The 13374-nt window shown below is 66.3% G+C and carries 8 protein-coding genes and 1 pseudogene; 5 read left to right on the top strand and 4 right to left on the bottom strand.

Annotation, left to right across the window (positions count from 1 at the left end):
* From JS533_RS12300 to JS533_RS12290, 3 genes are all read right to left on the bottom strand, one after another.
* Positions 1-1313, bottom strand: a 1313-nt coding sequence (locus JS533_RS12300; RefSeq protein WP_241514982.1) for a PP2C family protein-serine/threonine phosphatase, incomplete at its 3' end; no start/stop codon positions are given.
* 7 nt (positions 1314-1320) lie between these two features.
* Positions 1321-1857 (bottom strand): FHA domain-containing protein FhaB/FipA, encoded by a 537-nt coding sequence (locus tag JS533_RS12295; protein WP_241514981.1) that lies wholly within the window; start codon positions 1855-1857, stop codon positions 1321-1323.
* A gap of 20 nt (positions 1858-1877) precedes the next feature.
* Positions 1878-2582: an FhaA domain-containing protein gene (locus tag JS533_RS12290; protein ID WP_033492756.1), complete on the bottom strand. Its 705-nt coding sequence runs from the start codon at positions 2580-2582 to the stop codon at positions 1878-1880.
* 184 nt (positions 2583-2766) lie between these two features.
* Here JS533_RS12290 and JS533_RS12285 point away from each other — a divergent pair, with 184 nt between their 5' ends.
* From JS533_RS12285 to JS533_RS12275, 3 genes are all read left to right on the top strand, one after another.
* The gene (locus JS533_RS12285) at positions 2767-5133 is read left to right on the top strand and encodes a prolyl oligopeptidase family serine peptidase (protein WP_241514978.1); all 2367 of its coding nucleotides are present in this window, start codon (positions 2767-2769) and stop codon (positions 5131-5133) included.
* Between the two features lie 275 nt (positions 5134-5408).
* Positions 5409-8141, top strand: a complete 2733-nt coding sequence (locus JS533_RS12280) for a YhgE/Pip family protein (protein WP_241514977.1) — start codon at positions 5409-5411, stop codon at positions 8139-8141.
* Positions 8138-10471 carry a YhgE/Pip domain-containing protein gene (locus JS533_RS12275; RefSeq protein WP_241514975.1) on the top strand — a complete coding sequence of 778 codons (2334 nt, stop codon included), beginning with the start codon at positions 8138-8140 and terminating at the stop codon, positions 10469-10471. The genes JS533_RS12280 and JS533_RS12275 overlap by 4 nt, the downstream gene beginning before the upstream one ends.
* Positions 10472-11074: 603 nt before the next feature.
* Here the strand turns inward: JS533_RS12275 and JS533_RS12270 are convergent.
* A complete protein-coding gene (locus JS533_RS12270; RefSeq protein ID WP_241514972.1) occupies positions 11075-12049 on the bottom strand; it encodes a CTP synthase in 975 nt (324 codons plus the stop codon).
* A 353-nt stretch (positions 12050-12402) separates the two neighbouring features.
* Between JS533_RS12270 and JS533_RS12265 the strand changes: the two genes are divergently transcribed.
* Both JS533_RS12265 and JS533_RS12260 read left to right on the top strand, forming a co-directional pair.
* Complete coding sequence (locus tag JS533_RS12265; RefSeq protein ID WP_241514970.1) at positions 12403-12891, top strand: hypothetical protein; 489 nt, start codon at positions 12403-12405, stop codon at positions 12889-12891.
* A gap of 128 nt (positions 12892-13019) precedes the next feature.
* A pseudogene (locus tag JS533_RS12260) lies at positions 13020-13374 on the top strand (hypothetical protein); the annotation flags it as partial.

Genomic DNA, 13374 nt, shown 5'->3' with positions numbered 1-13374 from the left:
GACAGCGACAGGCCGAACAGATTCGTGTTCACGCCGCGGTAGATCGTCACCACGCCGTCGCTGTCCGCCAGATAGTAGCGGCTCTGGCTCCACGCGTACGCGCCCCACGCCAGGCCGGCCAGCACGGCCAGCACCACGATCGACGTGAGCGTCACCGCGAAACGGTTGCGATGGCGTCGCACGCGCTTCGCATGCCGCTGCTCGAGCTGCTCGTGGTGGATCGCCTTCTTGACCTCCGGATCGTTCGGATCGGCCGTCATGCGGCCGTCCGACTTCTGCACCACCGGGATCTCGCCCGTGTCGGGCACCGTGCGGTCGCCGTTCTCCTCGCGCACGTCCGCGGGCTGCACCACGCGCGGCGCGGGGCCGGTCTTGTCCTTGCGATTCGAGTCCTGCACGAGCGCGGCCGCGCGCATCGCCGGCGAGGTCTGGTCCTCGCGCAGCGCGGGGGCGGTTGCGACCGGGGCGTTCACGATGTCGGCGATCGGCTCGAGGCTGGCGCTCGCCGCGCCGCCCACGAGCAGCGTCTGATGCGGCAGGTCGAAGGCGTCCGCGTCGAGCGCGAGCGTCGCGTCGGCGATCACGGCGGTCACGTTGTCCGTGCTGCCGGCCTTGAGCGCCATGCCGACGAGCCGCTGCGCGCACTCCTCCTGATCGGTGCAGTCGGCCATGACCTGCTCGATCGTCGAATCCTCGAGCACGCCGCACAGGCCGTCCGAGCACAGCAGCCAGCGGTCGGCCGGATGCGCCTTGCGGATCGCGATGTCGGGCCGCGGATCGATGTCGAAGTCGCCGAGCACGCGCATCACGACGTTGCGCTGCGGATGGTTCTTCGCCTCCGTCTCGTTGATGCGGCCCATGTCGATCAGATGCTGCACGAGGCTGTGGTCGTGCGTCATGCGCGTGAGTTTGCCGTCGCGCAGCAGGTACGCGCGCGAGTCGCCGATGTGCGAAAGCACCCAGTAGCCGGCCACCAGCACGACGGCGGTGACGGTGGTGCCCATGCCGGCCAGCTTGCGTTCGCGTTTCGCCTTGCCGACGATCGCGTCGTGCGCGGCGATCACCGAGGTCTCCAACATGCGCGAGACGGCCTGGATGTCGCCGCTGACGTCGTCGTGCTCGATATGCGCGAGCGAGCGGATGGCGATCGTCGAGGCGGTGTCGCCGCCCGCGTGGCCGCCCATGCCGTCGCAGATCGCGGCGAGATGCTCGCCGGCGAACGACGAATCCTGGTTGTTGGAACGCACGGTGCCCACGTCCGAGACGGTCGTGGAATAGAGGAACAAGGTTTGCGACGCAGCTGAATTCGGCATATGGCGGTCACCTCAATTCAAAGGTGGTGGAACCGATACGCACCGGGACTCGGGCGGAAAGAATGGTGGGCGCGCTGATGCGCTGTCCGTTGACGACCGTGCCGTTCGTGCTGTTCAGATCCTCGATGGCCCAGTCGCCGGTGGCGGGATCCTGGTACACGCGGGCATGGTGCGAGGAGACGAACTCGTCGTCGAGCACCACCGTGTTCGACGCGGCGCGGCCCAGCGAGATCGACTCGCCGGTCAGCGGCACGCTCGCGCCCGCCAGCGGGCCGTCGATGATGACCAGCAGCGTCAGATCGGAATTCGGCGTGGGCGGCTCGTTGGCCGGCACGCGCACCGGCACGGCGGACGACGTGGCCACCGGGGCCGGTGATTCGGCGGCCTTGCGCGCGCGGCGCTCCTTGCGGCGGTGGGTGCGCGACGCGTGCGGGCTGAGCGTTTCCATGTCCTTGTGCAATGAGCGCATGGCAAGCCATACGAACACCCATAACAGAACAAGGAATCCGTATTTGAGAATCGCGAAGGTCAGTTCGGTGAGCATGTGGACGGCTCCTCGGAAGGTTACTCCTGCTCCTGCGAGGAAGCCCAGTAGAGGATGCGTGTGCGGCCGATGGTGATGGTGTTGCCGTCGAGCAGCGTGGCGATCGGCACCTGATGGCCTTCGATGTACATGTGGTTCGTGGAGCCGAGGTCGCGCGCGATCACGCCGTTCGGCGTGATGTCGATCTCCATGTGGCGGCGGGAGATGCCCGGGTCGTCGATGATGATGTCGCAGCCGGAGCCGCGGCCGATCACGGTCTTCTCCTTGGTGAGCAGGTACTGGTTGCCGTTGATCTCGAGCATCGGATCGTCCTGCGTCTGCTGGTCGGGGGTGGTGACCGGCACCGCGTTGCCCTGCACCGACTCGGAGCTCAGGTTGAAGTTGCCCTTGGTCAGGTCGAGGTCCTCCTCGAAGATCACCACGACCGGTCCGACGAACGCGTAGTGCTGGCTCTTCGCGTACTGCGTGAGGTTGTCGGCCAGCTCGTTGGCGAGCGTTTCGGAACCCCACTGCTCGATGCGGTCGAAATCGGGGGTGCTCAGCTTGAAGCGGTATTCGTTCGGAGCCACGGTGCGATCGCGGCCGACGGGCATCGCTTCGGCGTCGATTTCGCGCTCGAGAGCGCTGGAGAGGTCGACGGGCTGCAGGTCCTTGGACCCGAATTTGGCGAACACGCCATTGACCGCGCCTTCTACACTTTTCTCAAAACGGTCGAGAACGCTCATGGTGATCCCTTTCTACATATCCTCACCCATCCTACGCGCAGTGGGGAACCTGACCAAAAAATCCGGCCCGAACCGGTCTCATGGGCGCAAAATTTCCACGTCCGTGGCGGTACGGTGAACGCTCCGGGAGCGTGCTGGGAGCCCGCGGCGACGTATGCCCAACCGGCCGACTAGCGTAAGGGATATGACCAATATCAACGACAATATCGTCCAATTTCCCCGTCTGCGGGCCCGCACGCTGCGCTTCGGCTGCGGCGCGCCGCGTTCCGCCCGCGTGATCGGCGACGGCTCGCGCGCCCTGTTCCTGCGTTCCGACGGTCCCGAGGATCTGGTGACCGCGCTGTGGCTGAGCGTGATCGGCAAGGACGCCGCCGGCAAGGAGACGCATCGCGAGATCCTGCTCGCCGACCCGCGCGCGCTGCTCGCCGACGCGGACAGCGAGGACGTGCCGGCCGAGGAGAAGGCCCGTCGCGAGCGCGCCCGCGAGGGCGGTTCCGGCATCGTCTCCTATTCGGTCGATGCGGCCGGCCGCCGCGTCGTGTTCACGATCAACGGCCGCCTGTTCCTGACCGAAATCGTCGATGGCGAGCCCGGCGAGTCCGGCGCGTCTCCGGCCGGCCGTACGCGCCAGCTGGCCGCCGCGCAGCTCGACACGGACGAGCAGGGCGTCTACGGTCCGGTGCTCAACCCGCGCATCAGCCCGGACGGCAGGCATGTGCTGTATACGACCGGCGAGCATCTGGTGCTCATCGACATCGCCGCCGATCCGGCCGGCGACCGGATCGGCACGATCTGGGGCGTCGACGACGAGACCGACGACGCCGACGGCGAGAACACGTGGAAGATCGGCCTCGCCGAATTCGTGGCCGGCGAGGAGATGGACCGCTACGACGGCTTCTGGTGGGGCCCCGATTCGCGCCACATCCTCTTCGAGACGTTCGACACCGCGCGCGAGCCGATCTGGTACATCAGCGATCCGGCCAATCCGGAACGTCCGGCCGTCGGCCGCCGCTATCCGCGCGCGCTCACCGAAAACGCGGAGACGTACCTGACCGTCGCCGAGCTCGCGTTCGATGCGGACGGTACGTACGCGGGCATCGACGGCGCGCCGGTCGAGTGGGACCGCGCGACGTACGAATACATCGCGGCGGTCAGCTGGGCGAAGGATCGCGATCCGCTCGTGCTCGTGCAGGACCGCTGCCAGCGCAACGATCAGGTGCTCTCGGTCACCGTCGACGGCGACGATGCGGGCGCGACGCGCGTGCTCGAAACGCACCACAACGACCAGTGGATCGACCTGATCCCCGGCACGCCCGCGTACACGCCGGACGGCCGGTTCATCGGCGCGCTCAACGACATGGACGAGGACACGAACCGGCTCACGGTCAACGGCCGCGCGTTCACGCCCGCCGGCTGGCAGGTGCGCGGCGTGCTCGACGTGACCGACCGCGATGTGCTCGCGCTCGTGCAGCGCTCCCCCGAAACCGCGCCCGACGTGCCGGACGAGTGGGCTGCGGCCGCCGCCGACGAGCGTCGCCTCGGCGATCACGATGCGCGCAGCTTCGACGTGGCGAGCATCGCGTACGACGGCACGATCACGCCCGTCACCGACGCGCCCGGCTCGTGGACCGCGTCGCGCGGCGAGGGCGGCATCGTCGTCTCCGGACGCGACATGGCGCACGCCAGGTCGACGATGCTGCACAACGGCCACGCGATCGCGAACCACGCGGCCGAACCCGGCTTCACGCCGAACCTCACGTTCACGCGGCTCGGCGAACACCGCCTGTACACGGCGATCATCGCGCCGAGCGCCGATAGCCCGTACGCGCAGGCCGAGAAGCTGCCGGTGCTCATGAAGCCGTACGGCGGCCCCGGATTCCAGCAGGTCATCGCCAGCCAGGCGTTCTACTGGGAGGCCCAGTGGTGGGCCGACCAGGGCTTCCTGGTGGTGACGGCCGACGGCCGCGGCACCACCGGCCGCGGGCCGAAGTGGGACCGCGCGATCTTCGAGAACATGAAGGACGTGACGCTCGCCGACCAGGTCGAGGCCGTGCACGCGCTGCCGGACGCGGTCGCCGCGCTGAACGCCGCTGCCGCGGCCGACGGCGACGCCATGCGCATCCCCGCGCCCGATCTGGACAAGGTGTGCATGATCGGCTGGTCGTACGGCGGCTTCCTGTCCGCGCTCGCGGTGCTCGACGCGCCGGATGTGTTCAAGGCCGGCTGCGCGGGCGCCCCGCCCACCGACTGGACGCTGTACGACACGCATTACACCGAACGCTACCTGGGTCTCGACCCGGAGGTGTACGAGCGCAACGGCATCGTGCAGGATGCGCCGAAGCTCGAACGCGCGTTGATGCTCATCCACGGCTTCGCGGATGACAACGTCACCATCGCGCACAGCCTGAGGCTGTCGCAGGCGCTCATGGCCGCGGGCCGCCCGCACACCTACCTGCCGTTGACGGGCATCACCCACATGACCAACGACGAGACGGTGGCCGAGAACCTGCTCATCCTCCAGCGCGACTTCCTGCGCGACGCGCTCGCATGAGGCGCTGCTCCCCTCCCCTCCCCTCCGAGGGCAGCGTGGCGGAAAACGCTCGCTCGTGATCCCTCAGCGAGCGATTTCCGCCACGCGACACTGCGCGAGACGCGTCGGGCGCCCGGCGCTGGATGGCCGGCGTTAGACACTTCGACGCCGGGTATCGCATTCGTGTTCGCGCATGCCGCAATCCCCGCCATTCGCGCGCCGGGACGGGTACGGGCGCGTCATATAGTGGGGACTGACGTAACTGGCCATAGCAGGGAACAAGAAATGAGGATGTAGTGCGCACGATCTGGACGATATTCACGCGCGATCTGCGCCGCATCCTGCGCAACCCCGTGGCGCTCGTCGTCACGCTCGGCGTGGCCATCATCCCCTCGCTGTACGCATGGTTCAACATCCTCGCCAACTGGGACCCGTATTCGGCCACCGGCAACCTGCAGGTCGCCGTCGCCAACGAGGACAAGGGCACCAAATCCGACCTCGTCGGCAGTCTCAACGCCGGCAAGCAGGTCGTCTCCGAACTCAAGAAGAACACGGCCCTCGGCTGGCGGTTCGTCGACGAGGAGCAGGCGCTCGCCGGCGTGCAGTCGGGCGAATACTACGCGGCGATCGTCCTGCCCAAGGACTTCAGCGAAAGCCTCGTCAACTCGGTCACCGGATCGTCCAAGCGGCCGAGCATCAAGTACTACGTCAACGAGAAGAAGAACGCGACCGCGCCGAAGATCACCGACACCGGCGCGACGACCATCGACACGCAGATCAACTCGACGTTCGTCACCACCGTCGCGAACACCGTCGCCAAAGCCATCTCCGCGGCCGGCGACGATCTTGACAAAACCACCGGCAACACACAAAGCGACGCGATCGGCGACCTCGACACCGTGCTCGCCAGCCTGACCGACACGCAGAACGCGCTCGACTCCATGCAGACCACGCTCGCCTCCACGCAACGCTCGCTCGACAAGGCCAAAGGCAACACGAAAACCCTGCGGCAGGCCATCGCGGCCGCGCAGAAGGCGTCGAAGCAGTCCGGCACGCTGCTCGCCGAAGCGCAGCAGGGCGCGCAGTCGTTCTCGACCACGCTCACCGGCGCGCTCGATGACGGATCGCTGCAGCTCGCGGCCGCCGCATCCAGCGCGAACGCGGCCGCCGGCAGCATTACCGGCACGTTCAACACCGCCCAAAGCGCGGTCGATTCGATCGCCGACAGCATCGGCAAGCCGCTCGACCAGACCGCCGCCACGCTCACGAACCTCAAGAAGGCGCTCAACGCGGCCGGCATCGACCAGGACACCACCGGCCCGCTCGGCAAGCGCATCTGGACACAGATCGACACGGTCGACGGCGTGATCACCGCGCAGCAAAACCAGCTCGACACGTTCCGCAAGGACACCACGCAGTTCATCACATCCGGCAAAAGCGCCACGAGCAACCTCAACGGCGCGGTCGGCAGCGCCTCCAACGGCGGCCTCGCCGCGATCGCCGCCACGCGCGCCTCGCTCACCGGCACCGTCATGCCCGCGCTGAGCTCCTCGCTCGACAGCTTCGCCACGCTCAACGGCACCCTGAACGGCACGCTCGTCTCGCTGTCCTCCACGCTCGACCAGGCCGACGGCCTGTTCGACCAGCTGAACACCACGATCGGCCAGACCAAGACCACGCTCGCCGGCACGCAGGATTCGCTCAAGCAGCTCGCCGCGGACGTGGAGACCGTGCGCTCCGACATCGCCACGCTCGACAGTTCGGCCGCCTACCAGAAGATCCGCGACACGCTGCACCTGGACGACGAGGAGTTCGGCAAGTTCATGGGCACGCCGGTCAGCCTCGACGAGAAGATCGTCTACCCGGTCGACAACTACGGTTCGGCCGTCACGCCGTTCTACACGAACCTCGCGCTGTGGGTCGGCGGATTCGTGCTCATCGCCATCTACAAGCTCGAGGTCGACCGCGAAGGACTCGAGAAGCTCGGCACCATCTCCGCATCGCAGGCCTACCTCGGCCGCTGGCTGCTGCTGCTCGTCGTCGGCTTCCTGCAGGCGCTCATCGCCACGGTCGGCGACATCGCGCTCGGCATCCAGATGACGCACCCGTTCCTGTTCATCCTCGCCGGACTGTTCTGCTCGTTCGTCTACATCAACATCATCTACGCGCTGGCCGTCGCCTTCCGCCACATCGGCAAGGCCGTCGCCGTCGTGCTCGTCATCATGCAGATCCCGGGCGCGTCCGGCCTGTACCCGATCGAGATGATGCCCGACTTCTTCCGCAAGCTGCACCCGTGGCTGCCGTTCACGTACGGCATCAACGCGATGCGCGGGCCCATCGCAGGCACGTACGAGAACCACTACTGGCTCGACATGGGACATCTCGCGCTCTACCTGCCGTTCGCGCTGTTCGTCGGACTCGTGGTGCGCCGCTACGCGATGAACCTCAACGCGCTGTTCGACCGCCGCCTCGGCGACACGGACCTGATGATCACCGAACACAACTCGATGGTCAACGAGCGCGTCAGCCTCAACGCGCTGTTCGGCAAGGTCAGCGAGGGCGGCGAACTGCACTCGCTGGTCAAGCGGCGCGCGCACCGCTTCTTCATGCGCTATCCGAAGCTCATCATCTCCGGTCTCGCGCTGCTCGCGGTGCTGCCGTTCATCTTCCTGGTGCTGCTGTTCGTGCTCACGAACAAGATCGCGATGCTCACCGCGTGGATCGCCTCGATCATCCTGATCGACGCGTATCTGATCGTCGTCGAATACACGCGCGAAAGCTACGCCCGCCAGCTTGGCGTGAGCGCGATGAGCGCCGACGAGTTCCGCAACGTGATGCTCAACGGGTACGTCTGGCTGCGGCCCGGCACGCGCGGCGGCGTGGGACGGCACGCGAAGCATGCGCCGTGGCGCGTGCCGAACGCGGACGTCGCGCTTGACGACGATCCCGACATCGCCGAGGTGACCGAGGAGCTGCCGGTGTTCCGCGAGGGCGGGGCCGGCACGACGACGGAAGGAGACGCACGATGAGGAACATCTGGCGCATCTTCGTACGCGACGTCCGCCAGTCGACGCGCAACGTGATCGCGATCATCGTCGCGATGGGACTCGTGATCGTGCCCTCGCTGTACGCGTGGTACAACATCGCCGCCAGCTGGGACCCGTACGGCAACACGAAGTCGCTCAAGGTCGCCGTCGCGAACGTCGACGCCGGCTACAAGTCCGACCTGATGCCGATCAAGATCAACGTCGGCGAGACGGTCACCAGCGCGCTGCGCGCCAACCACCAGCTCGACTGGCAGTTCGTCGACAAGGACCAGGCCATCGACGGCGTGAACTCGGGCGAATACTACGCGGCGCTCATCATCCCGAAAAGCTTCAGCTCGGACATGATGACCGTCTTCTCCTCCAAGATCAAGCACGCGAAGCTCGAATACTACCTCAACGAGAAAATCAACCCGATCGCCCCGCACATCACCGACGCGGGCGCGACCACCGTGGCCACCACCATCGACCAGACCTTCGTGAAAACCGTGGGCGAGGTCGCGCTCGACCTGGCCTCCAGCGTCGTCGACTACGCGCAAAGCCCGCAGGTCGCGCAGTACGTCGACAACGCGACCGGCCACATCGGCTCGCTCGCCTCGCAGCTGACCTCCACCGCCAGGCAGGTCGACTCGTACGCGACGCTGCTCGGCGCGGCCGGCAGCATCATCGACTCCACCGACAAGCTGCTCGGCTCGGTCAAATCCAACGGCGAGACGGCCAAAACGGCCATATCGCAAGGCAAGACCGGACTGTCCAGCCTCGAGAAGGCGTTGTCCGGCGCATCCGGCGGCGTGAGCGCAGCGCTCAAGGAGGCGGCCGCATCGTACGACGACGTCGACAAGCAGATCGACGCCGCGTTCACCGACATCGACTCGCAGGCCGGGCAGGTCGCCGACAAGCTCACCGACATGCAGGGCAAGGTGCAGAAGCAGTCCGACGCGTTCGGCTCGTACGCGTCCGCGCTGCGCGCGCTCGCCGACGAGACGGACGCGACGCTGCTGCCCGATGTCAAGGGCGCGCTCAACCGCGCCGCGGACCGCGCCGAATCCGCGCAGACCAAGCTCGCCGACGCGGCCGACGCGCTCGGCGACGCGGCGACGCGCATCAACGACGGCACCGCCGACGCGGCGACCGTGCGCGCCGAACTCAAGCAGAAGATCGCCGACGCGAAGCAGACCGTCACCGACACGTCCGACACGTACCGCACCACGCTCAAGCCGCAGCTCGACGCGCTTTCGTCGTCCGTGAGCGACGTGGCCGCGCAGATCGGCACCGTGTCCGACAGCCTCGACGGCACCATCGACGACGTGTCCGGACTCTCCGGCGGCATCGCCACGCAGATCGCCGACGTGCAGGACACGCTCGGCAAGGCGTCCGCGGCGCTCGACAAGTCCGCGAAGAAACTCACGACGCTCAAGGACAAGCTCACGTCGCTGGCGAGCGGCGGCAGCATCGACCTGTCGCAGCTGACCAGCGCCGATCCGGACGCGATCGCCACGCTCATCTCCGCGCCGGTCGCGCTCGACCGCACGGCCGTGTACCCGATCGCCAACTACGGTTCGGCGATGGCCCCGTTCTACACGATCCTGTCCGTGTGGGTGGGCGCGATCATCCTCGTGGCCATGCTCAAGGTGACGATCTCCGACCATGAGAAGGCCCGCATCCTGGGCCTGGGCAACTCGCTGCCGCTCGGCGAGGAGATGGGCCTGCACGACGCGCTCGTGGCCGGTCGCGCGGCCGGGCCCGCGGCGGCGCTCGACGTGCTGATGAAGCCGCGCGCCGAATCCCCCGGCAACGCGCGGCGCTTCGGGCTGCGGCTGCACGAGGAGTATTTCGGCCGGTACATGCTGTTCGGTGTGCTCGCGCTGCTGCAAAGCACGCTGCTGTGCCTCGGCGACCTGCTGTACCTCGGCATCCAGTGCGAGCATCCGTTCCTGTTCATGCTTACCGGCTGGCTTGCGTCGATCGTGTTCTCGAACCTCGTGTACACGCTCACCGTCTCGTTCGGCGACATCGGCAAGGCCATCGCCGTGGTGCTGCTGGTCATGCAGGTGGCCGGCTCGGGCGGCACGTTCCCGATCGAGACGCTGCCGCCGTTCTTCCAGGCCGTCTCCCACTGGCTGCTCTTCCCGTACGCGGTCTCCGCGATGCATTCGGCCATGGCCGGCGCCTACGGCATGGAGTACTGGGTGGCGATGGGCGAACTGGCGCTGTTCCTCGTACCTTCGCTGCTGCTGGGGCTGGTGTTGCGCAAGCCGGTGATCCGCCTCAACGACTGGATCATCCGCAACCTCGAAAGCACCAAGGTGATGTGACGAGGTGGCCGCCGGTCGTGCCGGCTGTGGGCCTGCGTGTTGGACGGTGGCTACGGATTGGTCGGGGTTGTGCTGTGCGGGCTGGTCAGGTGTCGTACCGGCTGGCTGGCATCGGCGGCCGGGCGTTGTGTGTGGGCTGGGGATGTCGGCTGGCTGGGTGCTGCACGTGGGCAGGGCATTGGCTGGGTGCTAGGGCACTGTGCGTTAGCATGGTCCTACCCAGCCTGTGCAATCTAACGTTGCAGTCCTCTTTTGCGTTAGTTGGCTCTCATTCCTGTTAGTTGGGTCCTACCAGTTTCTTGCAATCTAACGCGGTATGTCTCTTTTACGTTAGCGTGGTCCCACTCATCCTGTGCTATCTAATGTTGCAGCCCTCTTTTGTGTTAGTTTGCTCCCACTCCAGTTAGTTGGGTCCTACCCAGTCTGTGCAATCTAACGCCACAAACCGCTTTTGCGTTAGTTGGGTCCCAGTCTATTTGGACCTCTTCTGGCTCCTGCTCGCGCTTCCGGCACCCTGTTTGCCGTTCGCTGTCCTCGCCCATCACCCCGCTCGCCAGCAGTTGCCAGCTTGTCACCCCCCCCCATCAGCCTCTACCGGATGCTTCACACGAACGGTGGCGCTCCTCTCGGCACCCCTAGCCGGACCAATTTGTCCACGGCGGATTGCCGGTTGATGATATCGTCGTAATCCAGCCGCGTGATGGCGCTTGCTCCCCACGCCAGCAGGTTGCGCTCCCGCTGCACCTGCCGGTTCACCACTGATTTCACGGATTGCCGGCCGGTCATGGAAGGGTCCGTGTATTTCGCCATGCCGTCGTATTCTGCGACCAGGATGCGCCCGTCGCCGAGCGTCCACGAAAAATCGACGCGATAACTCTCCTGACTGTTCTGCGGATTGGTGAACACCCGCTGCAGATCGGGAACCATGAATCCGTCCTCCACGATCAGTCCCCGCATCGTCGATTCCCCGCTGTTCTCGCTTTTGGGATCGGCGTATCGCAGCAGGCGCATCACCGGCGTGCAATCGCGTGCAATGTGATCGCACAGGTCGAGCACGTCCTTCTTGCTCACGGTATGAGTCGCAAGCGCGGCGTCGAATATCGCCAGTCCCATGCCGAACGGCAGTATCAGCCCGCAATCCAGCAACGTGCGGGCCGGTGACGTGAGCCGGATGCCGTTGATGACGTTCACCGGAATGTCCGGCATGTATATGCGATTGAGCGGCGTCGCGTTCCGTCGGCCCGTCGCGTTGACGCTGTCCGCGATGTATAGCCCGGCACGATGGATGCTCCATGGATGATCGTAGCCGTATAGTGCCGCGGCGGTCGGACCGGCGAACACCCACGTCGGATGCGTTTCGCACAGCGTTCGTGCCAGATGGATGATTCGTTGCGACGGATTCAGCGTCTGCCAGTATGCGGCGTCGACGTACAGTCCGCGGTATGGCCGGGCGACCTTGCCCTGCTGCGCCCGTCGGATCAGAGCCATGCGTTCGGTCTGATCGTTCGCGATGACGCAACGCCACTGTTGTTGCGCCTGCCGCAGCAGTATGTCGACGTGTCGGTTGTTCTTGCCCATGTCAGCAGGATAGTGTGGATGGAACGATGCCGGAGCGGATTTCGGTCGTTGTGGACGCAGGCTCGATTGCTCGGCGTGTTGTGGATAACTGCACTGTGGATAACTCGCCTGCGTGTATAGCATCGACGATGAATGGCCGGGCATACACTGGAATCGACCGGTGCGACCAACGACGGTTGCGTGGGAAAGGAGCCGCAATGGACAGCGGGATGCCGGCCGGGACGGGCTGTCGGCATGGTGGCCGAATTCGTCGGCTGTGCCTGGCGATGATGGCTGCGGTATCGGCGTGTGTGTTGTCGGTCGCGTTGACGGCGTGCGGGGTCGTCGTGGTGGATCGCTCGGACAAGGAGGCGATGCGGGTCGCCGCATGCTGTATCGATCGGGCGAAGGCGTACGGCTCCCTCCAGGAGATGGCGGCTGCCAGCGATGCGATCGTCGCCGGAACGATCGGGGACCCGCGGACCGTCGTCAGCGATATCGGCTGGCCGACCGACGTGCTTGACATCAAGGTGAAGACCGTGCTCAAAGGTGACGTCGGTCGGGGCGATACGGTCACCGCCGTGCAGGGTGTCGCCGACTCCGACGGTCTGATCGTGCCGCAACCGGGCGAGACCGTGCTCATGTTTCTCGTCACGCATGGCATGGACGAGGATCCCGGCTGGCAGTATTTCACGGTCGGTGTGACCGCGGGCGTCTACGTCGCCGGAGCGCAGTCGGACACGTGGTGGACACGACTGTTCGGCGTTGACGTGAACAAGGCCGAATTCACGCATATCGTGCCGAATAGCATCGACGACGTTCCGGAAACCCTGACGCTCGACGACGTGCGTGCGGTGTTGTGAGCGCGCCGGTCGTATGCGGCGGTCCGGCGTGGTCTGGCCGCGGGTCCCGGCCGGCCGGCACGGGAAACCGCATTGCGGAGCGTATGTTGCCCAATTCCATGCGGGTGATTGTTGGGTAGCATGGTGGCATGAACGTGAAACTGATCGACGAAGCCGACTACGCGTCGACGATGGAACGCACGATCCTGCCGGCCCTGGCGCAGTGCCGCGTCGAAGGATGGATGGAGCCGGCCGAGGCGGACGGACTGCCGACGTTGCCCGCGCGTCCGCTTCCTGGCGGCGGGACGTCGGACGGCGGCGCGGTCGCGCCCGGAGCATCGGGAATACCCGCCTCAGGCGCTCTCGGTGCCGGCGATGCCTCGGCCGCACACGCCGGCCGGCTACACTACGTGTGCTACGACTCGGCTAGATTCGACGCCCTGCGCGAGGACGGCGCGACCGGCATCTTCCGAGGCGCGATCGTGATCTCGCACGGGTTCACCG

Origin of the sequence: Bifidobacterium amazonense, from assembly GCF_018555435.2 — a bacterium.
Taxonomy (GTDB): Bacteria; Actinomycetota; Actinomycetes; order Actinomycetales; family Bifidobacteriaceae; genus Bifidobacterium; species Bifidobacterium amazonense.
This window is presented reverse-complemented; position numbering and strand designations above follow the sequence as displayed.